The 21,631-nt window shown below is 69.0% G+C and carries 23 protein-coding genes; 12 read left to right on the top strand and 11 right to left on the bottom strand.

Annotation, left to right across the window (positions count from 1 at the left end; translation table 11 throughout):
• Positions 1 to 9: 9 nt before the first annotated feature.
• Positions 10 to 1,122, bottom strand: a complete 1,113-nt coding sequence (locus A5709_RS10095) for an MBL fold metallo-hydrolase (RefSeq protein WP_156768006.1) — start codon at positions 1,120 to 1,122, stop codon at positions 10 to 12.
• A gap of 5 nt (positions 1,123 to 1,127) precedes the next feature.
• The gene (locus A5709_RS10090) at positions 1,128 to 1,859 is read right to left on the bottom strand and encodes an enoyl-CoA hydratase (RefSeq protein WP_067735701.1); all 732 of its coding nucleotides are present in this window, start codon (positions 1,857 to 1,859) and stop codon (positions 1,128 to 1,130) included.
• 27 nt (positions 1,860 to 1,886) lie between these two features.
• Between A5709_RS10090 and A5709_RS10085 the strand changes: the two genes are divergently transcribed.
• Positions 1,887 to 3,359, top strand: coding sequence for a carboxyl transferase domain-containing protein (locus tag A5709_RS10085; protein ID WP_068119730.1), 1,473 nt, complete (start codon positions 1,887 to 1,889; stop codon positions 3,357 to 3,359).
• Positions 3,360 to 3,401: 42 nt separating this feature from the next.
• Here A5709_RS10085 and A5709_RS10080 read toward each other — a convergent pair whose 3' ends face one another.
• Complete coding sequence (locus A5709_RS10080) at positions 3,402 to 3,953, bottom strand: TetR/AcrR family transcriptional regulator (RefSeq protein ID WP_067951487.1); 552 nt, start codon at positions 3,951 to 3,953, stop codon at positions 3,402 to 3,404.
• Positions 3,954 to 4,057: 104 nt separating this feature from the next.
• On the opposite strand from A5709_RS10080, the gene A5709_RS10075 reads away from it, so the two are divergent.
• The 5 genes from A5709_RS10075 to A5709_RS10055 all read left to right on the top strand — a co-directional run bounded on the left by A5709_RS10075 (position 4,058) and on the right by A5709_RS10055 (position 9,445).
• Positions 4,058 to 5,197: an FAD-dependent oxidoreductase gene (locus tag A5709_RS10075; protein WP_067951489.1), complete on the top strand. Its 1,140-nt coding sequence runs from the start codon at positions 4,058 to 4,060 to the stop codon at positions 5,195 to 5,197.
• Positions 5,198 to 5,384: 187 nt separating this feature from the next.
• Complete coding sequence (gene prrA, locus A5709_RS10070; protein WP_156673443.1) at positions 5,385 to 6,095, top strand: two-component system response regulator PrrA; 711 nt, start codon at positions 5,385 to 5,387, stop codon at positions 6,093 to 6,095.
• A 13-nt stretch (positions 6,096 to 6,108) separates the two neighbouring features.
• Complete coding sequence (locus tag A5709_RS10065) at positions 6,109 to 7,449, top strand: HAMP domain-containing sensor histidine kinase (RefSeq protein WP_067951491.1); 1,341 nt, start codon at positions 6,109 to 6,111, stop codon at positions 7,447 to 7,449.
• A 152-nt stretch (positions 7,450 to 7,601) separates the two neighbouring features.
• Complete coding sequence (locus A5709_RS10060; protein WP_067951492.1) at positions 7,602 to 7,865, top strand: DUF2630 family protein; 264 nt, start codon at positions 7,602 to 7,604, stop codon at positions 7,863 to 7,865.
• Between the two features lie 26 nt (positions 7,866 to 7,891).
• Positions 7,892 to 9,445 (top strand): NAD(P)/FAD-dependent oxidoreductase, encoded by a 1,554-nt coding sequence (locus tag A5709_RS10055; protein ID WP_068119728.1) that lies wholly within the window; start codon positions 7,892 to 7,894, stop codon positions 9,443 to 9,445.
• On the opposite strand, the gene A5709_RS10050 is transcribed toward A5709_RS10055, so the two are convergent.
• Both A5709_RS10050 and pdxH read right to left on the bottom strand, forming a co-directional pair.
• Complete coding sequence (locus tag A5709_RS10050; protein ID WP_067951496.1) at positions 9,446 to 10,738, bottom strand: citrate synthase; 1,293 nt, start codon at positions 10,736 to 10,738, stop codon at positions 9,446 to 9,448.
• A 129-nt stretch (positions 10,739 to 10,867) separates the two neighbouring features.
• Positions 10,868 to 11,527 carry a pyridoxamine 5'-phosphate oxidase gene (gene pdxH, locus A5709_RS10045; protein WP_197520112.1) on the bottom strand — a complete coding sequence of 220 codons (660 nt, stop codon included), beginning with the start codon at positions 11,525 to 11,527 and terminating at the stop codon, positions 10,868 to 10,870.
• A 72-nt stretch (positions 11,528 to 11,599) separates the two neighbouring features.
• Between pdxH and A5709_RS10040 the strand changes: the two genes are divergently transcribed.
• Both A5709_RS10040 and A5709_RS10035 read left to right on the top strand, forming a co-directional pair.
• Positions 11,600 to 12,721 (top strand): citrate synthase 2, encoded by a 1,122-nt coding sequence (locus A5709_RS10040; RefSeq protein WP_067951500.1) that lies wholly within the window; start codon positions 11,600 to 11,602, stop codon positions 12,719 to 12,721.
• 132 nt (positions 12,722 to 12,853) lie between these two features.
• On the top strand, positions 12,854 to 13,312 hold the full coding sequence (locus tag A5709_RS10035) for a VOC family protein (RefSeq protein ID WP_067951503.1): 459 nt from the start codon (positions 12,854 to 12,856) through the stop codon (positions 13,310 to 13,312).
• Here A5709_RS10035 and A5709_RS10030 read toward each other — a convergent pair.
• Positions 13,309 to 15,006 carry an FAD-dependent oxidoreductase gene (locus A5709_RS10030; protein ID WP_068119724.1) on the bottom strand — a complete coding sequence of 566 codons (1,698 nt, stop codon included), beginning with the start codon at positions 15,004 to 15,006 and terminating at the stop codon, positions 13,309 to 13,311. The two genes, A5709_RS10035 and A5709_RS10030, sit on opposite strands and share 4 nt — an antisense overlap.
• A 20-nt stretch (positions 15,007 to 15,026) precedes the next feature.
• Positions 15,027 to 16,052, bottom strand: coding sequence for a diiron oxygenase (locus A5709_RS10025; protein WP_067951507.1), 1,026 nt, complete (start codon positions 16,050 to 16,052; stop codon positions 15,027 to 15,029).
• Between the two features lie 244 nt (positions 16,053 to 16,296).
• Here A5709_RS10025 and serC point away from each other — a divergent pair, with 244 nt between their 5' ends.
• Both serC and sepH read left to right on the top strand, forming a co-directional pair.
• Positions 16,297 to 17,415: a phosphoserine transaminase gene (serC, locus tag A5709_RS10020; protein ID WP_156768005.1), complete on the top strand. Its 1,119-nt coding sequence runs from the start codon at positions 16,297 to 16,299 to the stop codon at positions 17,413 to 17,415.
• A 197-nt stretch (positions 17,416 to 17,612) separates the two neighbouring features.
• Positions 17,613 to 18,386: a septation protein SepH gene (gene sepH / locus A5709_RS10015; RefSeq protein WP_067951511.1), complete on the top strand. Its 774-nt coding sequence runs from the start codon at positions 17,613 to 17,615 to the stop codon at positions 18,384 to 18,386.
• On the opposite strand, the gene A5709_RS10010 is transcribed toward sepH, so the two are convergent.
• Genes A5709_RS10010 through A5709_RS10000 form a run of 3 tightly spaced genes read right to left on the bottom strand, consistent with a single transcriptional unit; the run spans position 18,383 to position 19,910 of the window.
• A complete protein-coding gene (locus A5709_RS10010; RefSeq protein WP_067951513.1) occupies positions 18,383 to 18,652 on the bottom strand; it encodes a DUF2537 domain-containing protein in 270 nt (89 codons plus the stop codon). The two genes, sepH and A5709_RS10010, sit on opposite strands and share 4 nt — an antisense overlap.
• Positions 18,649 to 19,482 (bottom strand): RNA methyltransferase, encoded by an 834-nt coding sequence (locus tag A5709_RS10005; RefSeq protein WP_068119719.1) that lies wholly within the window; start codon positions 19,480 to 19,482, stop codon positions 18,649 to 18,651. Before A5709_RS10005 ends, A5709_RS10010 begins: the two co-directional genes overlap by 4 nt.
• Positions 19,479 to 19,910 carry a MarR family transcriptional regulator gene (locus A5709_RS10000; RefSeq protein WP_067951517.1) on the bottom strand — a complete coding sequence of 144 codons (432 nt, stop codon included), beginning with the start codon at positions 19,908 to 19,910 and terminating at the stop codon, positions 19,479 to 19,481. Before A5709_RS10000 ends, A5709_RS10005 begins: the two co-directional genes overlap by 4 nt.
• 154 nt (positions 19,911 to 20,064) lie before the next feature.
• Here A5709_RS10000 and A5709_RS09995 point away from each other — a divergent pair, with 154 nt between their 5' ends.
• On the top strand, positions 20,065 to 20,340 hold the full coding sequence (locus tag A5709_RS09995) for a DUF2530 domain-containing protein (RefSeq protein ID WP_067951523.1): 276 nt from the start codon (positions 20,065 to 20,067) through the stop codon (positions 20,338 to 20,340).
• A 32-nt stretch (positions 20,341 to 20,372) separates the two neighbouring features.
• Positions 20,373 to 20,828, top strand: coding sequence for an SRPBCC family protein (locus A5709_RS09990; protein WP_068119717.1), 456 nt, complete (start codon positions 20,373 to 20,375; stop codon positions 20,826 to 20,828).
• On the opposite strand, the gene A5709_RS09985 is transcribed toward A5709_RS09990, so the two are convergent.
• Positions 20,825 to 21,631, bottom strand: an 807-nt coding sequence (locus A5709_RS09985; protein WP_068119715.1) for a DUF3027 domain-containing protein, incomplete at its 5' end; no start/stop codon positions are given. The two genes, A5709_RS09990 and A5709_RS09985, sit on opposite strands and share 4 nt — an antisense overlap.

The raw sequence follows: 21,631 nt of genomic DNA, 5'->3' as shown, positions 1-21,631 counted from the left end.
ACCCCCGAATCAGAGCCGCCACCAGGGGTTCGATTTCGGCGGCGCCGCGGGATCGATGCGTTGGCCGGGGGCGGGGACCGCCACTTTGACATTTTGCGGTTCAGCGGCTGCGAGCAGGCGTTCAACCGGCTCGGCCCACGGGTGGGGAGCCAGCCGGAAAGTGCCCCAATGAATCGGCACGAGCAGTCCGTCGCCGGTGAGGTCCAGGTGCGCCCGCACCGCTTCCTCGGGGTTCATGTGGACGTCCGGCCACGCGGTGTTGTAGGCGCCGATGGGCAACAGGGTCAGGTCGAACGGTCCGTGGTCGGCGCCGATCTGCGCGAAGCTCTTTGTATAGCCGGTGTCGCCGCCGAAGTAGGCGCGATGATTCGGGCCGACGAATGTCCACGACGCCCACAGCGTGGTGTTGCGGTCCAGGAAGCGACCCGAAAAGTGCCGCGCCGGAAGGCAAGTCACGGTCAGCTGGTCGACCAGACCGCTCTGATGCCAGTCGAGCTCGACGATGCGGTGCTCCGGTATCCCCCACGCGCGCAGGTGCGCGCCGACACCGAGCGGCACGAAGAACGGGGCCCGCTGCGTGTGGGCCAGCGCCGTCACCGTGTCCATGTCGAGGTGGTCGTAGTGGTCGTGGCTGATCACGACCGCGTCGACGGCGGGCAGCCCTTCCAGTTGCACCGGCGGCGGGTGCAGCCGCTGTGGTCCGACGATGTCCGACGGTGAGCACCGGTCGCTCCAGACCGGGTCGGTGAGCACCCGGTAACCGTCGATTTCCAGCAGCGCCGTCGAGTGACCGAACCAGCTGACGGCGAGCCGGCCGGGGTCACCGTCGTAGATCGCCGGAGTGGCCAACGGGATTGGCGCTGAAGGCCGGCTCACCCCCCGATTGCCGATGAGCTCCCACGCGACCAGCCGCAGTTCTTCGCGATCCATCGTGAAATTGGAGGCGGGGTCGAGGTTGACGAATGCGCCGTCGCGGTAGTTCGGTGACCCCTCCGCCACCGCCCTGATCGCGGCGGGATGAGCGCCGAGGGCCGCCGGTGCGCCGTGCAGCGCCCGCACCACCCAGCTGCCGGCCACCAGCGAAGCCGTGCCGGCGGCCAATCGCAGCGCCCCCCGCAGCATGACGGTTAGGCCCCCTGGAACTTTGGCGGTCGCTTCTCGATGCGGGCGACTTGGGCCTCGATGACGTCCTGGCTCCCCCACGCCCTGTCGAACAGCTCCTTGTGCACGGGCCCGGCCTCCTCAATCGCGCCGTCGTCGTTCAGCACCCGCTTGGCATGCTGAATCGCCAGCGGTGCCAGGCCGGCGATCTCGGCGGCCCACGCTTGGGCGTCGGCCAGCGTTCCGATGCGGTTGGCCATTCCGGTCTGCAGCGCGGCGTCGGCGGTCAGCTTCTCCGCGGCCAGCAGCATCGCGCGGGCCCGCCCGTGCCCGACCAGTGAAGACAACCGGCGAATGCTCCAGTTATCAAGTGCCAGGCCATATTTCGATGTCGGAAACTGGAAGAACGCGTCCGGTGCGACGACCCGTAGATCGCACTGCATGGCCAGCTGCAGGCCCGCGCCGATGGCGGGACCGTTGATGGCGGCGATCACCGGGATCAGCGTCGTATCCATCACCTTGTGCAGCTCGATGAGCCGGTCGGGATAGTCGGCGGCGAACGCGTCGCCGCTCAGGTCGGCGCCGGCGCAGAACGCCGTGCCCTGACCGGTCAGCACGATGGCCCGGACGGAGCCGTCGCTCGCCTTCTGGAAGGCTTCGCGCAGCTCCTCGACGAGCTGGGAATTCAGAGCGTTGCGGCGCTCGGGCCGCTGCAGCTCAATCGTCAGCACGGCTTCGGCCTGGGTAACACCGATCATGGCAGCCACCCTATATAGCCTCGTGTCGTGAGTCGTATCACGGCTGCTCAGCTGCGCGACGCGGTGCTGGACGAGGGCTCTTTCATCCGCTGGGACGGCGAGCCGCTCGCGGTGCGGGCCAGCGAGGCCTACGCGCGAGAGCTGGCCGACGCGCGGGCGGCGACCGGCCTGGACGAATCGGTGCTGACGGGCGAGGGGCGCATCTACGGGCGCCGGGTGGCGGTGGTGGTCTGCGAGTTCGGCTTCCTCGGCGGCTCGATCGGGGTGGCCGCGGCTGAGCGGATCACCGCCGCGGTGCAGCGAGCGACCGCCGAGGGCCTGCCGCTGCTGGCCTCGCCGAGCTCCGGCGGCACCCGCATGCAGGAGGGCACGGTCGCATTCCTGCAGATGGTGAAGATCGCCGCCGCCGTCCGCCTGCACAAGCAGGCCCACCTGCCCTACCTGGTCTACCTGCGCAATCCCACCACCGGCGGGGTGTTCGCGTCGTGGGGATCGCTCGGCCACGTCACCGTCGCCGAACCGGGCGCCATGATCGGCTTCCTCGGACCCCGGGTGTACGAGCTGCTCTACGGCGAGCCGTTCCCCGAAGGCGTCCAGACGGCGGAGAACCTGCAGCGCCATGGCGTGATCGACGGGGTCGTCCCGGTCGGCGAGCTGCGCCGGACGCTGGACCGGGCGCTGACCGTCATCGCCGACCCACCCGAGCGCCTCCCGGCGGCGGGGCCGGCCGAATCGCTGCCCGACGTGCCGGCGTGGGACTCGGTGGTGGCGTCGCGCCGCCCCGACCGGCCGGGTGTGGGGCTGCTGCTGCGCCACGGCGCCACCGATCGGGTGCTGCTGTCGGGCACGGGGCAGGGCGAAGCGGCGACGACCCTGCTGGCGCTGGCCCGTTTCGCCGGCCAGCCCGCGGTGGTGCTCGGGCAGCAGCGGGTGACGGGTGGGATGGTCGGGCCCGCGTCGCTGCGCGAGGCCCGGCGCGGCATGGCGCTGGCCGCCGAGCTGCGCCTTCCGCTGGTGCTGGTGATCGACACCGCCGGCCCCGCGCTGTCGGCCGAGGCCGAACAGGGCGGGCTGGCCGGCCAAATCGCCCAGTGCCTGGCCGAGCTGGTGACCCTCGATACCCCGACGGTGTCGGTGCTGCTTGGCCAGGGCAGCGGCGGGCCGGCGCTGGCGATGGTGCCGGCAGATCGGGTGCTGGCCGCGCTGCACGCGTGGCTCGCCCCGCTCCCGCCGGAGGGCGCCAGCGCGATCGTCTTCCGAGACACCGCTCACGCCGCCGAACTTGCTGCCGCGCAAGGCATCCGGTCGCTCGACCTGCTGGCGTCGGGCATCGTCGACGCCGTCGTGCCGGAACATCCCGACGCCGCCGACGAGCCGATCGAGTTCTGCCAGCGACTCTCGCGCGCCATCGCCACCGAGGTGCACGCGCTGCGGGCGCTTCCCGCGGGCGAGCGGCTGACGGCCCGCCTGCGGCGCTACCGCCGCATCGGATTGCCCTGAGCGGCGGCGGACCGCCGCGACACATAAACCACGCGTCTCGCGTCAGCCATCGGGTAGCCCGAGGTAGCGCTGAATGGTCGGGCCGAGCCAGTCGACGATCTCGTCGCGGGTCATCTCCACGATGGGCGGTAGCCGTAACACGAAGCGGCACAACGCCATCCCCAGGATCTGGGTCGCGATCAGCCCCGCGCGCACGGCGACTTCCTCCGACGGCACAAGCGAGCCGACAAGCGGCCGGATCTGGGTTCCGAAGATCTCGTGCATCCGTTGCGCCGCCTCGCCGTTGGTGGCGCTGGACCGCAGCAGGATCACCAGCGCCTCGTCGCCCTCCCAGCGTTCGAGAAAGTGGCGCACCAGCGACCGCCCGACCTGCGCCGGGTCGATCGAAGCGAGATCGGGGAACCGCAAGTCGAACTCGGCGGCCGCGGCGAACAGCTTGTCCTTGCTGCCGTAGTACCGCATGACCATCGCGGGATCGATCCCCGCGTCGGCGGCGATCGCCCGGATCGTCGCCCCCTGGAAGCCGACCGCGCCGAACCGCTCGCGGGCGGCCGCCAGGATCACTGCCTTGGTCTCATCGGACGACCGTCTCATGTCAACGATTGTAGGCCAACAACTGTTGACATTGCTCCACCGGCACGCAAGCATGGGGGTATGCCAACAAGCGTTGACTAAACGCACCGAGAGAGGAGCGGACCATGAAAGACACCGATGTCCTGGTGGTAGGCGCGGGCCCGACCGGCCTCACGCTCGCCGCCACACTGCTCAGGCGCGGAATCCGGGCGGTCGTGGTCGACAAGTTGGCCGAGGGCGCGAACACGTCCCGTGCCGCCGCCGTCAACGCCCGCACCCTCGAGGTGCTCGAGGAGCTCGACGTGGCCCGGCGCATGGTCAAGGCGGGGCTGATCGCACCGCGATTCACCATGCGGGAGGGCCGGCGCATCCTGATCCCCGTCGACTTCAGTGAGCTGCCGACGGACCACCCGTACACGCTGATGCTGTCCCAGGCCGACACCGAACGGCTGCTGCTCGAGCGACTCCAGGAGTTGGGCGGCGACGTGGTCCGCCCCAAGACGCTGAGCCGCATCCGCCAGGACGCCGCCGGCGTGACGGCCACATTCGACGACGGCGACACCATCAGGGCGGGCTACGCCGTCGGCGCGGACGGCATGAACAGCACCGTCCGGACTCAAGCCGGAATCGGCTTCGCCGGTGGCGAATTCGCCGAGGCTTTCACCCTCGCCGACGTTCGAGTAACCGGTGAAGCACCCCGCAACGAGGTGATCCTGTTCTACGGCCAAGACGGCCTGGCGGTGCTGGCCCCGCTGCCCGGTGGCATCTTCCGTGTCGTCGCGCCGACCGGCGACGCGCCGCAGCTGCCGTCGGCGCAGTTTGTGCAGGCCCTGCTCGACACCCGAGGATTCGGGCCAGGGCAGACGGTCGTCACCGAGCTGGTCTGGGGTTCGCGGTTCCACATCCATCACCGCGTCGCCGACACCTATCGCGCCGGCCGATTGCTGCTCGCCGGTGACGCGGCGCATGTGCATAGCCCGGCCGGGGGCCAGGGCATGAACCTCGGCATCACCGACGCGGTGGCGCTGGCCGGGGCCCTCGCCGAAGTCCTGGGGGGCGCCCCGGAGGCCGCGCTGGATGCGTACAGCACCGCGCAGCGCCGCCGCGCCGAGCGGGTACTGAAACTGACGGGACGGCTGACCCGGGTCGCAACCCTGCCGCGCCTGTTGCGCCCCCTGCGCAACACGGGAATGCGCCTGGCGGCGGGGGTTCCCGCGGTGCGCCGGCAGCTGGCGGTGCGGCTGAGCGGACTCTCCGTGGAATGACCCAAACCTTCACGGCGGCAACATCAATCGGAAATCGGCCACTCCGGACGCGAATGCCACGTCGCACCAACCGATCTCGGGATCGCACGTCCCTACCAACGGGCAGTTGCGGCGCAGCGTCGAAAACGTAACCTTTTAGGCATCGGCGGCCCGGCCTTGGCACCGCCACGATCAACAATCAGGCAAGATGGGCGACATGGACACTGGTGGCACCTCACCCCGCGTCTTGGTCGTCGACGACGACTCCGATGTGCTCGCGTCGCTGGAACGCGGCCTGCGGCTGTCCGGATTCGAGGTGTCGACCGCGGTCGACGGCGCCGAAGCCTTGCGCAGCGCCACCGAAACCCGGCCGGACGCGATCGTGCTCGACATCAACATGCCGGTGCTGGACGGCGTCAGCGTCGTCACCGCGCTGCGGGCGATGGACAACGACGTCCCGGTCTGCGTGCTGTCCGCCCGCAGCTCGGTCGACGACCGGGTCGCCGGGCTCGAAGCCGGCGCCGACGACTACTTGGTCAAACCGTTCGTGTTGGCCGAGCTTGTCGCGCGGGTGAAGGCGCTGCTGCGCCGTCGCGGCGCGACAGCGACGTCCTCCTCGGAAACCATCACGGTGGGCCCGCTGGAGGTGGACATCCCCGGCCGGCGCGCCCGCGTCAACGGCGTCGACGTCGACCTGACCAAGCGTGAGTTCGACCTGCTGGCGGTGTTGGCCGAGCACAAGACCGCGGTGCTGTCCCGCGCGCAGCTGCTGGAACTGGTGTGGGGTTACGACTTCGCCGCCGACACCAACGTCGTCGACGTATTCATCGGGTACCTGCGCCGCAAGCTCGAGGCCAACGGCGGTCCCCGGCTGCTGCACACCGTTCGCGGAGTAGGGTTCGTGCTGCGTATGCAGTAACCAGGCGGGTGTCATGAATTTTCTATCCCGCATCCTGACCCGTACGCCTTCGCTACGCGCGCGGGTCGTGGTCGCGACCGCCATCGGCGCCGCCATTCCCGTGCTCATCGTCGGGATCGTCGTCTGGGTGGGCATCACCAACGACCGCAAGGAGCGGCTGGACCGCCGCCTCGACGAGGCCGCCGGCTTCGCGATCCCTTTCCTGCCGCGCGGTCTCGACGAGATCCCGCGCTCCCCCAACGACAACGACGCCATCATGACGGTCCGCCGCGGCGACCAGGTCAAGTCGAACTCCGACGTGACGCTACCCAGGCTGGACGTCGATTACGCCGACGCATACGTCAAAGGCGTGCGATACCGGGTGCGGACGGTGGAGATTCCCGCGCCGGAGCCCACGTCGCTGGCCGTGGGCGCGACGTATGACGCGACCCTCGCCGAAACCAACAACCTGCACCGGCGCGTCCTGCTGATCTGCGGCTTCGCCATTGGCGCGGCGGCGGTGTTCGCCTGGTTGCTGGCCGCGTTCGCCGTTCGCCCGTTCAAGCAGCTCGCGCAGCAGACCCGATCGATCGACGCCGGCGACGAGGCGCCGCGGGTGGAGGTGCACGGCGCCACCGAGGCCGTCGAGATCGCCGAGGCCATGCGGGGCATGCTGCAGCGCATCTGGGATGAGCAGATCCGGACCAAGGAGGCGCTGGCGTCGGCCCGCGACTTCGCCGCGGTGTCGTCGCACGAGCTGCGCACGCCCTTGACGGCGATGCGCACCAACCTCGAGGTGCTTGCCACCCTGGACATGCCCGACGACCAGCGCAAAGAGGTGCTGAGCGACGTCATCCGCACCCAGTCGCGGATCGAGGCCACGCTGAGCGCCCTCGAGCGGCTGGCCCAGGGCGAGCTGTCGACATCCGACGATCAGGTGCCGGTCGACATCACCGAGCTCCTTGACCGCGCCGCCCACGACGCGATGCGCATCTACCCCGACCTCGACGTGTCACTGGTGCCGTCGCCGACGTGCATCATCATGGGATTGCCGGCCGGATTGCGCCTCGCGGTGGACAACGCGATCGCCAATGCCGTCAAGCACGGCGGCGCGACCCGCGTCCGCCTCTCGGCGGTCAGCTCCCGCGCCGGGGTGGAGATCGCCATCGACGACAACGGCAGCGGCGTACCCGAAGACGAACGCCAAGTGGTCTTCGAGCGGTTCTCCCGCGGGTCGACCGCCTCCCATTCCGGGTCGGGCCTGGGGCTGGCGTTGGTGGCCCAGCAGGCCCACCTGCACGGCGGAACCGCTGCACTTGAGAGCAGCCCGCTGGGCGGTGCGCGCCTGGTGCTGCGCCTTCCGGGGCCGAGCTAGCGCAGCCGCCGAGATCCCCGGCGTGGCCGGTTCCGAAAACGGCTCTGGCACAAGGCTTTCGCGTCCGTGGATTCGTTGGTCCCCGCTGTACGTCCGGCAGGCGACGGGCAACCTGGCGATTCGGCCCCCGCCCGGTCGGGCACACTGGAGCGATGGCCAACGGCAAGAAACCGACCGACAGCGAGACCCTGGCACACATCCGCGACCTGGTCGCACAGGAGAAAGCCCTGCGGGAGCAGCTGCAACACCGCGACATCTCCGAATCGGAGGAACACGACCGCCTGCGCCGACTGGAGGTCGAGCTGGACCAGTGTTGGGACCTGCTGCGGCAGCGCCGGGCGCTGCGTGAAACCGGCGGTGACCCGCGGGAGGCCGAGGTTCGTCCGCCCGGCGAGGTCGAGGGTTACCTGAGCTGAACCGTCACGCGGCGGATGGCGGTGCCTTGGACGCCATCGTGATTGGTGGCGGTCACAACGGCCTCGTCGCGGCGGGGTACCTGGCCCGCGCGGGTCTTCGGGTGCGGTTGCTCGAGCGGCTGGGGCACGTCGGCGGGGCAGCGGTCTCGGCACAGGCCTTCGACGGTGTCGGCGTCCGGCTCTCCCGCTACTCCTACCTGGTCAGCTTGTTGCCGCCCCGCATCGTCGCCGACCTGGGTGCGGCGGTCCGGCTGGCCCGGCGGCCGTATTCGTCGTACACCCCCGACCCCGCCACCGATGGCCGGAGTGGGCTGTTGATCGGCGCGTCCGGCGGCACGTTCGCCGCGATCGGCGCCGGCCCCGATGAGCACGGGTTCGCCGCCTTCTATCAACGCTGCCGACTGGTGACTCAACGGCTATGGCCGACGCTGCTGGAACCGCTGCGCACCCGAGAGGAGGCCCGCCTGCATGTCGCGGGAAGCGGCGACCGCGATGCGGCGGCGGCGTGGCAGGCGTTGATCGACGAGCCGATCGGGCACGCCATCACCGCCGCCGTCGGCAACGACGTGGTCCGCGGCGTGATCGCGACCGACGCGCTGATCGGAACGTTCGCGCGCCTTGACGACCCGTCACTGATGCAGAATGTCTGCTTCCTTTACCACGTGCTGGGCGGCGGCACCGGGGACTGGGATGTTCCCGTCGGCGGGATGGGCGCACTGACCGATGCCCTGGCAGCGGCGGCCATCGGCCACAGTGCCGAAATAACCACTGGCGCAGAGGTTTACGCCGTCGAACCGGACGGCGTGGTACGCTACCGCACCGGGGACGAGGAACACCTGATAACGGGCCGGTTCGTCCTCGCCGGCGTCACGCCGGCGGTGTTGGCAGGCCTGCTCGGCGAACGGCCGCCGTCCCCCGCCCAAGGCGCGCAGGTCAAGGTGAACATGGTGCTGCGGCGGCTGCCCCGGTTGCGCGATGACGGCGTCACTCCCGAACAGGCCTTCGCCGGGACGTTCCACGTCAACGAGACGTGGACCCAACTGGACGCCGGGTATTCGCGCGCGGCCGCCGGGCATATTCCGAATCCGCTACCGTGCGAAGCCTATTGCCATTCGCTGACCGACCCGAGCATTCTGTCGGCCGACCTGCGCGATTCGGGCGCCCACACGATGACGGTGTTCGGTCTGCACACCCCGCACTCGCTGTTCGACGGCAGCTACTCCGGCGCCCTGCGTGACCGGTTGACCGAGTCGGTACTGGCGTCACTGAATTCGGTTCTGGCCGAACCCATTCAGGACGTGTTGATGAGCGACGCTCAGGGCCGGCCGTGCATTGAGACGACGACCACCCTGGACCTGCACCGCACGCTGGGGATGACGGCCGGCAACATCTTCCACGGCGGCCTGGCGTGGCCGTTCGCTGACGACGACGACCCGCTGAACACACCGGCGCGGCGATGGGGGGTGGCGACCGCGCACGAGCGAATCATGTTGTGCGGCTCCGGCGCTCGCCGTGGCGGCGCAGTGTCGGGCATCGGCGGGCACAACGCCGCCATGGCGGTGCTGGCCTCGCTCTGCTGATTAGCGCGCGTCGATGGTCTGGTAGTCGCGCTCGGTGTAACCGGTGTAAATCTGGCGCGGGCGGCCGATCTTGCTGTCGCCCTCGTCGTGCATCTCGCGCCAGTGCGCGATCCAGCCGGGCAGCCGGCCGAGCGCGAACAACACGGTGAACATCCGGACCGGGAAGCCGAGGGCCCGGTAGATCAGCCCGGTGTAGAAGTCGACGTTCGGGTACAGCTTGCGCTCGATGAAGTAGTCGTCGGTCAGCGCCGCCTCTTCCAGCTCCTTGGCGATGTCCAGCAGCGGGTCGCCGCCGAGCTTGGCCAGGATCTTGTCGGCCTGTTCCTTGACGATCCGGGCGCGCGGGTCGTAGTTCTTGTACACGCGGTGGCCAAAGCCCATCAGCTTGACGCCCTCTTCGCGGTTCTTCACCTTGCGGACGAACTCGCTGACGTCGTCGCCGCTTTCGCGGATCTGGTCGAGCATCTCGAGCACCGCCTGGTTGGCGCCACCGTGTAGCGGACCCCACAGCGCGTTGATGCCGCCGGAGATCGAGGTGAACAGGTTGGCCCGCGACGAACCCACCAGCCGAACCGTCGACGTCGAGCAGTTCTGCTCGTGGTCGGCGTGCAGGATGAGCAGCATGTCCAGCGCCCGCACGACTTCGGGGTCCGCCTGATAAGGCTCCGCCGGCAGCCCGAACGTCATGCGAAGGAAGTTCTCCACCAGCGACTGCGAGTTGTCCGGGTAAAGGAACGGCTGCCCGACGGACTTCTTGTACGCGTACGCGGCGATGGTGGGCAACTTCGCCAGCAGGCGGATGGTCGACAGCTCGACCTGCTCGTTGTCCATCGGGTCCAGCGCGTCGGGGTAGTAGGCGCTCAGCGCGTTCACCACGGCCGACAGCACCGGCATGGGGTGCGCATTGCGGGGGAAGCCGTCGAAGAAGCGCTTCAGGTCCTCGTGCAGCATGGTGTGCATCTGGATCCGCTTGGTGAACTCCGCGAGCTGGTCCTTGTCGGGCAGCTCGCCGTAGATCAGGAGGTAGCTCACCTCGATGAAGGTCGACTTCTCGGCGAGCTGTTCGATCGGGTAGCCGCGGTAACGCAGGATCCCGGCGTCGCCGTCGATGTACGTGATGGCGCTCTTGCACGCGGCGGTGTTGACGAACCCGTTGTCGAAGGTGGTGTGCCCGGTTTTGGACAACAGGGAACCGAGCGCAATCCCATCCGCACCTTCGGTGGCGCGAACGATCTCTAAGTCGATCTCGCCCCCCGGGTACTTCAGAGTTGCGGTGTCGTCGGTGTCGGCCACGAGAACCCCTTTGCGCTCTGGCTGGTATGGCTGCCCTGACTAGGTGCTTATAAGTGAAGGTAGTCGTTGTCGCGTTCGCGTGCCTGCCCGGGGTCGGGTCTGTCCCGTCGCACCGACCCCCGGGGCGGGCTAGGGCTGGAGGCGCTCCACATGAGCGCCGGTGACCCGGATCCGGTTATGCAATCGGTTCTCCCGGCCCTGCCAGAATTCGATCGATTCCGGAGCAAGCAGATAGCCACCCCACCCCGGCGGTACCGGAACCTGCTCGCGGTCGGCGAAGCGCGCGGTCACCTCGGCCAGCTGGTCGAGCAGCGCCGCGCGCGACGCGATCGGACGGGACTGGTGCGAGGCCCACGCGCCGAGCTGGGAGCCGCGGGGCCGCTTGGACCAGTAGTCCTCGGTGACCTCAGGCGTGACCTTGCTCACCGGACCGCGGAGGTGAACCTGCCGGCCCAGCTGGTACCAGGGAAACGTCACCGACGCGTACGGCGTCGCCGCGAGGTCGGAGCCCTTGGCCGAGTCATAGTTGGTGAAAAATGTGATCCCGGACTCGTCCACGCTCTTACACAACACCGATCGGCTTGTCGGCCTGCCGTCGGCGACGGTGGCCAGCACCAGGGCGTTGGGTTCGGCGACGCCGGACCGCTCGGCCTCATCGATCCATTTGCGCAACAAGGCAACCCAACCGTCGTCGAGCCAATCCGTGTCGAGATCGGGACTGCCGTCCTTTTCCGCCGATCCGTATTCCACGCGCATCCTCTGCAGGCGCTCGGAGTCTGGTCCTGCCACCGCGCCAACGCTACCGGGGCTTGCTACCGGCCGGTAGCGTCGGTCCGAACGTGGGGTGCGAGAATTTTGCCTATGACTGTGGTCCCCGAAGACTTTGTCCCCGGCCTCGAGGGCGTCGTCGCCTTCACCACCGAGATCGCCGAACCGGATAAAGACGGCGGCGCGCTGCGCTACCGCGGTGTCGACATACAGGACCTGGTCAATCAACAGGTCACCTTCGGCGACGTGTGGGCTCTGCTGGTCGACGGTAAGTTCGGCCACGGATTGCCGCCCGCCGAGCCGTTCCCGCTGCCCATCCACACCGGCGACGTGCGCGTCGACGTGCAGGCGGGCCTGGCGATGCTGGCCCCGATCTGGGGGTACCGGCCCCTGCTCGACACCGACGACGCCACCGCCCGCGACCAGCTGGCCCGGGCCTCGGTGATGGCCTTGTCCTACGTGGCGCAGTCCGCCCGCGGCATCTACCAGCCCGCGGTCCCGCAGCGGGTGATCGATGAATGCGACACCGTCACAGCCCGTTTCATGACCCGCTGGCAGGGCGAGCCGGACCCGCGGCACGTCGAGGCGATCGACGCCTACTGGGTGTCGGCCGCCGAACACGGCATGAACGCGTCGACATTCACCGCTCGGGTGATCGCCTCGACCGGCGCCGACGTGGCCGCGGCGTTGTCCGGGGCGATCGGGGCCATGAGCGGACCGCTGCACGGCGGCGCGCCGGCGCGGGTCCTGCCGATGATCGAAGAGGTCGAACGCACCGGCGACGCCCGCGGGCTGGTGAAGAAGATCCTGGACAGCGGCGACAAGCTGATGGGCTTCGGGCACCGCGTCTACCGCGCCGAGGACCCGCGGGCGCGGGTGCTGCGCGCGACCGCAGAGCGGCTGGGCGCGCCGCGCCACGAGGTCGCGGTCGCGCTGGAGCAGGCCGCGCTGGCCGAGCTGCGCGAGCGGCGTCCGGACCGGGCCATCGAGACCAACGTCGAGTTCTGGGCGGCGGTGATCCTCGACTTCGCGCAGGTGCCGGCCAACATGATGCCGGCGATGTTCACCTGCGGACGGACCGCCGGCTGGTGCGCGCACATCCTCGAGCAGAAGCGGCTCGGCAAGCTGGTGCGCCCGTCGGCCATTTATGTCGGACCGGGCCCCCGCAGCCCGGAATCGGTCGAGGGTTGGGACCGCAGCCTCACCAACGCCTGAGGGGAAGCCGGTTGTCGGTGCCCGGCGATTAAATGAGTGTCGCCGCGATGAGTTTTGGTCGCGGGCGCAGTCATAACTCGCGAGCCTGCCCGTCTCGGGCCGGCCTGGGAACCGACAGCAAGGAGAACAACAATGGCGCTCAACATCGAACCCGCCCTGTCACCCCACCTGGTGGTGGACGACGCGGCTGCCGCAATTGACTTCTACGTCAAGGCTTTCGGTGCCGAGGAACTGGGGCGTGTGCCTCGGCCGGACGGAAAACTCATCCACGCCGCGGTGCGCATCAACGGCTTTCTGGTCATGCTCAACGACGACTTCCCCGAGATGTGCGGCGGCAAGTCGATGACGCCCAAGTCATTGGGCGGCACCCCGGTCACCATCCACCTGACCGTCACCGACGTCGACGCCAAGTTCCAGCGGGCGCTGGACGCGGGCGCCACCGTGGTCGCCCCGCTGGACGACCAGTTCTGGGGTGACCGCTACGGCGTGGTCGCCGACCCGTTCGGCCACCAATGGTCGATGGGCCAGCCGGTGCGCGAGGTCGGCTACGACGAAATCCAGGCCGCGATGGCCGGGCAGGGCGCCGGCTAGCCGAGCAGCCGGTCCAGTAGCCCGCGTCGCGGCGGCGGCGCGGGCTCGGCGGCGGCAGCGGCGGCGAGCATGTCGGTCACCTCGGTGAACTTGTTCCGCGGCCGACCGTCGGCGCTGCCGCGCGCGATCTCGGCAGCGTCGATGGCTCGCCAGCCGCGGCCATCGACGGTGTCGGGCTGCCGGGTGTGCACCAGCTTGGCCAGCGCCTCCGGCTCGGCCACCGGATCGCTTAGCTTGCCGGCGTTGAAATCGGCCACCAGGGCCTGAACGGTTTGCAGGGAGCACGACTTGTTCGTGCCGATGAACCCGCTGGGCCCCCGCTTGATCCAGCCCGCGACGTATGCGCCCGGGACCGGCGCCCCGGAGTCGGGATCGATCACACGGCCGCCGTCGTTGGGGACCACCGCGGTCGACTCGTCGAACGGCAGGTCGCGAATCGGCATGCCGCGGTAGCCAATCGATGTCAGCACCAGACCCGCGTCCAGTCGGCACACCTCGTCGGTTCCGGTGACCGCGAACTCCACCCCGGTGGCGCGTTCATCACCCAGCACGCGGTTTGGGGTGAGCCGATAGGCCAGCCGGATACGCGGGGCGCCGGACAGGGCGGCCGGCGCGGAATCGTCACCGAGCGTGCTCAGTATTTCCAGCTTGCGCTTCGTCAAGCCGTCCGTGGCCGCCGCGAGATCGGCCGCCACCAACTCGTGGTCGGCGGCGCTGAGCACGACGTCGGATGAGCCCGTGAGCCCGATCAGTTCGGGCAGGGTGAATGCCGACTGGGCGGGACCCCGCCGGGCGGCGACCACCACTTCGCGGACGGCGGAAGCGCGGAACGCCGCCAGTGCGCGATCGGAGATGTCGGTGCGGGCCAAATCGTCGGGGTCCGCCGTGAGCACACGGGCCACGTCGAGCGCGACGTTCCCGTTGCCGACGATCACCACCCGCTCGTGGCTGAGATCGACTGGCAGATCGGCAAAGTCGGGGTGCCCGTTGATCCACGCGACCAATTCGGTGGCGGTGCCGGTGCCGGGCAGGCCCATGCCGTCGATCTCCAGCCGACGGTCGTCGGGGGCGCCAACGGCGTACATCACGGCGTGGTGGTGGGCCAGCAGCTCGGCGTGGCTCAGGTGCCTGCCGACCTCGACGTTGAGGTGGAACCGGAAGCCGCGATGACCGGTGATCCGGTCGAACAGCCGGGTGACCCGCTTGGTGTTCTGGTGATCGGGCGCGACGCCGGCGCGCACCAGCCCGTAGGGGGTCGGCAGCTTCTCGAACACGTTGACCCGCACGCCATGTTGGGTGAGCAGTTCGTCGGCGGCGTACATCGCGGCCGGCCCGGATCCCACGATGGCCACCGTCAGCGGCCGGCGGCGGGCGCGCACCTGGGCGGCCGGAATCACCGGGGCCAGCTTCGATGTGGGCGGGACCTTCTCGCCCTCGGGCCGCTCGGGGTAGAAGGATGCGTTGATCTCGACGAACGGCAGCTGCTTGGTATCCAGCCGGCTGTCGGGTGCGATGGCGCCGACCGGACATGCGCTCACGCACGCGCCGCAGTCCACGCAGGCCACCGGATCGATGTAGAGCATCTCCGAGGTGGCGAAGCCGGGCTCGTCGGGCGTGGGGTGAATGCAGTTCACCGGGCACGCGAAAACACAGGACCCGTCGTTACAGCACGACTGGGTAATAACGTGCGGCATAAACGATTACCCGCGTGGTCCTAGGCGGCCGGCGCCGCGGCCAGGTGCTGGCGTTGCGGCTCGCTGCGGTAGCGCGAGGGCTTCCCGTCGATCTTGCACAGCCGCCACATGAGCCGCGCCGAGCGGGTTTCCATCAGGCCGGTGTCGTGGGCCAGCATCCGGACGTCACCGAACATGTCGCTCAGCCACTTTCGCGACTCCGGCGACCGGAAGAAGAGTTCCTTCTTGACCTCGCGCGGAATGTCGAACTCCTGCCAGAATGCCTTGGGCGGCACCACGATCGCCCGGCACAGGATCTTCATGGTCAGCGGCAGGTAGAGCGCGGTCCAGAACCGCTGGCGCTTGGTCAGTTCCGGCACCCGCCTGCGCAAGAACTCGTGGGCGAAGGAGATGTGACGCGCTTCCTCGGCGACGTGGATGGCCATCACCCGCTCCATGATGGGATGCAACGACTTGCCTTCGCGCAGAACGTTTTTCTGTGTGTGGTCGATGGGCTCTTCGCCGGCGAGCACTCCGATGAAGAATGCCACCGGCAGGGGGCCGGCCACCAGTGGAACCAGCGGCGAGAGCCACTTGAGCATCCGCGGCATGCCCGGCACGTCGGCGCCGATCCGGTTGACCATCTCCTGAAACATCATGGTGTGGTTGCACTCTTCGACCGATTCGTGCAAGCAGTACCGGTATTCCGGGGACCCGTTCGGTACCCAGAACGTGTAGTTCATCAGACCGCGGATCAGGATCGACTCGAAGTGCAGCCCCACCTTGGCGACGTTGGCCTGGCGCCACATGCCGATCTTGATCTTGCGCTCGTCGGACTGCGCCAGGTACCAGGGGTGCCGTCCCAGCGGGTCGGTCGCCGGCAGTATCCACCGCGGGTCGTTCTCCGTGACGGCGAATTCGGCCGCATCCCAGTCGATGTCTGTGTACGGGTTGAAGTTTCGCCGCACCGACCCTTCGGACAGGGTGGCGAGCGTGTTGACGTACTCGGTGTCGTCGCGCACTTCCATATTGCGGCGCCAACGCCGAACCATGCGTGTCCTGGCCATATCCAAGCCTCCCCAGCGAGGTTTACATTAGGACGTGCTGTGTCCAGACAGTACCGCAGGTACCGCATATCTTCTAGACCCCTCGGCGGCACTGTGGCCTGACCAGCGGTCAGCGCCATAGTGTGCCCCACGTCACAGCGCGTGAAACCCCGCGAGCTCCCGGCCATGTGTTTTGCCGCAGCCCGCGGCGTCGGCAGTCAGACCGCCGTGCCGCGCGTCACGTCCGCTCACTACCCTGATGAGCATGGCTGACCAGCTCGAGGTTCCCGCTGACATCAAACCCCGCGACGGCCGCTTCGGCTGCGGTCCTTCCAAGGTCCGGCCCGAACAGTTGCAGGCCCTGGCGACCACCGCGGCCCCGCTGTTCGGCACGTCGCACCGCCAGGCACCCGTCAAGAATTTGGTGGGCCGGGTCAGGTCGGGGGTGGCCGAGCTGTTCTCCGTGCCAGAGGGTTACGAGGTCATCCTCGGCAATGGCGGCGCGACGGCGTTCTGGGACGCCGCGGCGTTCGGCTTGATCGACAAGCGCTCGCTGCACTTGTCCTTCGGCGAGTTCAGCTCGAAGTTCACCTCGGCGGTCGCCAACAACCCCTTCGTCGGCGATCCCATCGTCATCAAGGCGGACGCCGGCAGCGCGCCCGAGCCACAGAGCGATCCCTCGGTTGATGTGATCGCCTGGGCCCACAACGAGACCTCGACCGGGGTGGCGGTGCCCATCCGCCGTCCCGCCGACTCCGGCGACGCGTTGGTCGTCATCGACGCCACCTCCGGCGCCGGCGGCCTGCCGGTGGACATCACCGACACCGACGCCTACTACTTCTCGCCGCAGAAGAATTTCGCCAGCGATGGCGGCCTGTGGCTCGCCGTCATGAGCCCAGCCGCACTGGCGCGGGTCGAGTCCATCGCCGCGTCCGGCCGCTGGGTTCCCGACTTTCTGTCGCTGCCGATCGCCGTGGACAACAGCCTGAAGAACCAGACGTACAACACCCCGGCGATCGGCACCCTGGCGCTGATGGCCGAGCAGCTCGACTGGATGCTGAGTAACGGCGGGCTGGAATGGGCCGTCAAGCGCACGGCCGACTCCTCGCAGCGGTTGTACTCCTGGGCAGAGGAGCGGCCGTACACCACGCCGTTCGTCGCCGACCCCGCACTGCGCTCCCAGGTGGTGGGCACCATCGATTTCGTCGACGACGTTGACGCGGCGGCCGTCGCGAAGGTTTTGCGGGCGAACGGCATCGTCGACATCGAGCCGTACCGCAAACTCGGCCGCAACCAGTTGCGTGTCGGGATGTTCCCGGCGGTCGAGCCCGATGACGTCAGCGCCCTGACGCAATGCGTCGACTGGGTGGTCGAGCGGCTTTAGCCCGGCGACATGCGGGCCGAAACGACCAGCTGTGGGGGTACCTCCCGCTTGCGGGGGAGGCGCGGGCAATCCAGCGCCCCGCCCCGCAATCAGCACGCAACCGCCCAGCGTGTCAGCACCGCTTATGGACGTTGGCGCATTAGAGTGCGCACGAGATGGGTCCGTCGACCTGCACACGGAGCCTGCGAGGAGAAGCCATGCGGGAACTCAAAATGGTTGGGGTCGATGCCGACGGCAAACACATCATCTGTGGGGCCGGCGACGCCGGTGAACCGTTCAAGCTCGCCATCGACGATCAGTTGAAGGCCGCCGTGCGCGGCGAGGCCGCGCACCCGGACCAACCGCACCTCGACATTCAGGTCACCAACATGCTGAGCCCCAAAGAGATTCAGGCCAAGATCCGGGCCGGTGCGTCCGTCGAGCAGGTGGCCGCGGCGTCGGGCTCCGATGTTTCGCGGGTCCGGCGGTTCGCGCACCCGGTGCTGCTGGAACGTGCCCGCGCCGCCGAGTTGGCAACGGCCGCGCATCCGGTGCTCGCCGACGGCCCCGCGGTGCTCACCTTGCTGGAAACCGTCAGCACGGCGCTCGTGACGCGCGGCCTGGAACCCGACCGGCTCAGCTGGGATGCGTGGCGCAACGAAGACAGCCGCTGGACCGTGCAGCTTGCGTGGAAGGCCGGCCGGTCCGACAACATCGCGCACTTCTGCTTCGCCCCGGGCGCCCACGGAGGAACGGTCACGGCTGTCGACGACGCGGCCAAAGAACTGGTGGACCCGAACTTCGACCGCCCACTGCGGCCGCTCGCGCGGGTCGCCCACGTCTCGTTCGAGGAACCGGCGAAGCCCGCTGCTCCCGCGCCGCAAGAGCAACCCGCGCCGCAGGAGCAGCCGGTACACACCCGTCGGGGCAAGCCGGTCATCCCGGCCTGGGAGGACGTGCTGCTCGGCGTCCGCTCGGGCGGACAGCGCTAGCGCAGCGTCAGCGCGATCAGCGTCAACCACCCGCCGGCGACTCCGATTCCCGCGCCCAGCAGGAACCAGCGCAGCACCAGCTTGTGCCGCCATCCCCACAGCGTGGGCGCGAGCCCGCCGGCGGCGACGACGTTGAGACCGACCGCCAGGAGTGGATGCACCCGGATCAGTCCCAAAGTGAGCACCACAATGGCGGCGCCGGTCACTGCGGCGACGAAGCCGGCGACCGTCAAACCCGTTGCCCAGGGCACGGAATCGTCGGTCACGAGCCGAGCCTAGCCCGTTCGTAGAACGCCAAAGCGGCCGCAGTCGCCACGTTGAGGGAGTCGGTGCCGCGCGACATCGGGATGCGCACGCGCACATCGCTCAATCGCAAGGTAGCCGGCGTGAGCCCCGGCCCCTCGGCTCCCACGAGCACCGCGACGCGCTGGTCGTGCGCGGCGGCCATCGCTTCCGGCAGGGCGCATGCCTTGCTGTCCGGGGTCATCGCCAGCAGCCGAAATCCGTTCTCTTTCAGCATGATCAGCTCGGCGGGCCATTCCGTCGCGCGCGCGTACGGGACCAGCAGGGCGTGGCCCATCGAGACGCGAACGGCGCGACGGTAGAGCGGGTCGGCGCAGCCGCTGCCGAACACCACCGCGTCCACGCCCAACCCGGCGGCGTTGCGAAAGATCGAGCCCAGGTTCTCATGATCGTTGACGCCCTCGAGCACCGCGACCGTCCGGGCGCGCTCGACCAGTTCGGCCACGCTGGGTTCCGCCACCCTGCGCGCGGCCGCCAGCACGCCGCGATTGAGGTGAAAGCCCACCACTTGCGCCATGACGTCGGCGGAGGCGCGGTAGAACGGCACGGCGCTACCGGCCAAATCGTCGGCGAGCTCGGCGAGCCGGCGGTCCGTCCCCAACAGGGCATGCGGGGTGAATCGGGAGGCGAGCATGCGCTGAACGACCAGCACGCCTTCGGCGATCACCAAACCCTTGCCGGACGGCAGATCGGGACGACGGTCGACGCTGTTCAGGTCGCGGAAATCGTCGAGCCGGGGGTCGTCGGGATCGTCAACGTCCTGGACGTTCGGGGCATCCGTTCCGCCGCTCACGGGCCTTCGTCGACCAGGGCCAGCATCAGGTCGGCCGCGTTGCGCAGGGTGTCACGTTGCTCGCTGTCCAGCGTTGCGAGCCGTTTGGCCAGCCACTCCTGGCGGGCGCGCCGGGTCGCCTTGACCAGCTCGGCGCCAGAGTGCGAAACCGAGACCAGCACCTGCCGGCCGTCGACGGGATGCGGGGCACGGTCAACCAGGCCCATGTCGGCCAGCGATGCGATCACCCGGGTCATCGACGGCGGCCGGACCCGCTCGCGAATCGCCAGCGCGCCGGGCGTCATCGGGCCCTCGTTGGCGAGCGTGGCCAGCGCCGACAGCTGCGACAACGACACCGGCGACGACGGGTTCCGGAATCGGAGTTGGCGGGCCAGCCGCATGACCGCCAGCGACAGATCGCTGGCCAGCCGCGCATCGCTGTCAGGCATGGCGCGAGGTTACACGCAAGCTCCTGAAAGCGGGATACGAACCGGTGAACGACGGCTTGCGCGGGCGCTTGACCCTCGGCCCAGGCATTTTTCGATCGCCCGGCCGCGCATGGGCGGTACCGGCGGACCGCATCGGGCGGCTATGTTAATCGCGATGTCTGTGGAACCCGGCCAGAACCGCGAGGCGCCGCCGCTGCCGCCCGCGCTGCTCAACGCCTGGCCGTTCGTCGCACTCGGCGCGCTCGGCTGGCTGGTCGCTGCGGCCGCCGCGTTTCTCGTGCCCGCCCTGCAGAGCTGGCGCCCCCTGACGCTGGCCGGGCTCGGCGTCGGAGTACTCGGCACGAGCATCTTCGTGCTGCAACTCGCGGCTGCCCGCCGCGGCGCACGGGGCGCACAAGACGGACTCGAAAACTATTTCGATCACGGCTAGATCTCGCAACCAGCACGGACCCGGGAGGATCGATGGTAGCCCCGCTACTGCAAGCGCAAATCGACATTGACGCACCGGTTTCCACGGTTTGGGGGTTGATCTCCGATCTGGGGCGGATGCCGGAGTGGAGCCCGCAGTGTCGTTGGATGAAAACCTTCGGTCCGCTGCGGCAGGGCATGCGCAGCCTCAACATCAATCGCCGTAACCGCCTGTACTGGCCGACCACTTGCACGGTGGTCGAGGTCATCGCGGAAACCAAGCTTGCGTTCCGGGTCAACGCCAACCACACGATCTGGAGCTACGAGCTCCAACCCACCGGCGAGGGCACCCGGGTGATTGAAAGCCGTCACGCCGAGAACGGCGTGACCGCAATTTCGAATCTGACGGTGAATGCGCTGCTCGGCGGAACCACCAACTTCGAACGCGAGTTGCTCGACGGGATGAACACCTCGTTGGCCAAGATCAAGGCCGCCGCAGAGAAGGGCTAGCCGACGTCGGGCTGGGACTCCAGCGCCTCGGGCTGGGACTCCGGCGCTGCAGCCTGGGCTTCCGAGGTCTCGGGCGTTGAGGCCGACGGCTCCGGCGCGGCCTCCTCGGTGGTCGATTCCGGGAGTTCGGTCGTCTCGGAAGGCTCGGGCTGTGTCTCGGTCACCTCTGCCGGCTCGGACGACTCGGGCGGCGCCTCGACAACGTCGAGCACGCCGTCGTCGTATGGCTCGTAGGAGGGGGAACCCGTACCGGCGGGAGCGGGCGTGTCCGAATGCGCGCCGCAACCGTACTGCTTGTCGACGACCTGCCCGTCGGCCGACAGTTCGTTGCCGCACACGCCGAACATCGCACCGAGCGATCCCGCCAACGGCAGGAAGAAACCGCAGTCGCGGCATACCCGCTTGGTGGACCGCGCCATCGGTGAGTCGGGACCGTGGTCTCCGGTGTGCCACCGTTCGGCCGCCTCCGCGCGGCCCCAGGCGCTCATCACCCAGCGCCGGCCGAGCCCGATCTCGGCGGCGGCCTCGTCGACCTGCGCGTCACCGCTGGCCGCGTAGCCGGGCACTAACCGCGGATCGTCGGCCGCGGGCGCCAGCAGATCACCGGGGCTCAGGTCTCCCGGACGCACCCGCTGATCCCACGGAACCCACTGCGGCGCCAGCAGCGCCGTCGGACCCGGGATCAGCACCACTTCGCTGACGGTGGCGTGGTCGGCACGGGGATGCGCGGCGACGACCACGGCCCATTGCCAGCCCTGATATCCAGGCAGATGCGCCAGGAACCGGTGGGTCGCGGCGGCCGG

Origin of the sequence: Mycobacterium sp. E1386, from assembly GCF_001672745.1 — a bacterium.
In the GTDB taxonomy this organism is placed as follows: domain Bacteria; phylum Actinomycetota; class Actinomycetes; order Mycobacteriales; family Mycobacteriaceae; genus Mycobacterium.
This window is presented reverse-complemented; position numbering and strand designations above follow the sequence as displayed.

Bases quoted from the DNA above. Each gene is read 5' to 3' on its own strand.
- A5709_RS10080 (WP_067951487.1), bottom strand. From the start codon at position 3,953: ATGAGACGGTCGTCCGATGAGACCAAGGCAGTGATCCTGGCGGCCGCC.
- sepH (WP_067951511.1), top strand. From the start codon at position 17,613: ATGCGGGAACTCAAAATGGTTGGGGTCGATGCCGACGGCAAACACATC.
- A5709_RS09995 (WP_067951523.1), top strand. From the start codon at position 20,065: ATGTCTGTGGAACCCGGCCAGAACCGCGAGGCGCCGCCGCTGCCGCCC.
- A5709_RS10075 (WP_067951489.1), top strand. From the start codon at position 4,058: ATGAAAGACACCGATGTCCTGGTGGTAGGCGCGGGCCCGACCGGCCTC.
- A5709_RS09990 (WP_068119717.1), top strand. From the start codon at position 20,373: ATGGTAGCCCCGCTACTGCAAGCGCAAATCGACATTGACGCACCGGTT.
- A5709_RS10040 (WP_067951500.1), top strand. From the start codon at position 11,600: ATGACTGTGGTCCCCGAAGACTTTGTCCCCGGCCTCGAGGGCGTCGTC.
- A5709_RS10060 (WP_067951492.1), top strand. From the start codon at position 7,602: ATGGCCAACGGCAAGAAACCGACCGACAGCGAGACCCTGGCACACATC.
- A5709_RS10025 (WP_067951507.1), bottom strand. From the start codon at position 16,052: ATGGCCAGGACACGCATGGTTCGGCGTTGGCGCCGCAATATGGAAGTG.
- A5709_RS10090 (WP_067735701.1), bottom strand. From the start codon at position 1,859: ATGATCGGTGTTACCCAGGCCGAAGCCGTGCTGACGATTGAGCTGCAG.
- serC (WP_156768005.1), top strand. From the start codon at position 16,297: ATGGCTGACCAGCTCGAGGTTCCCGCTGACATCAAACCCCGCGACGGC.
- A5709_RS10095 (WP_156768006.1), bottom strand. From the start codon at position 1,122: ATGCTGCGGGGGGCGCTGCGATTGGCCGCCGGCACGGCTTCGCTGGTG.
- A5709_RS10000 (WP_067951517.1), bottom strand. From the start codon at position 19,910: ATGCCTGACAGCGATGCGCGGCTGGCCAGCGATCTGTCGCTGGCGGTC.
- A5709_RS10065 (WP_067951491.1), top strand. From the start codon at position 6,109: ATGAATTTTCTATCCCGCATCCTGACCCGTACGCCTTCGCTACGCGCG.
- prrA (WP_156673443.1), top strand. From the start codon at position 5,385: ATGGGCGACATGGACACTGGTGGCACCTCACCCCGCGTCTTGGTCGTC.
- A5709_RS10035 (WP_067951503.1), top strand. From the start codon at position 12,854: ATGGCGCTCAACATCGAACCCGCCCTGTCACCCCACCTGGTGGTGGAC.
- A5709_RS10030 (WP_068119724.1), bottom strand. From the start codon at position 15,006: ATGCCGCACGTTATTACCCAGTCGTGCTGTAACGACGGGTCCTGTGTT.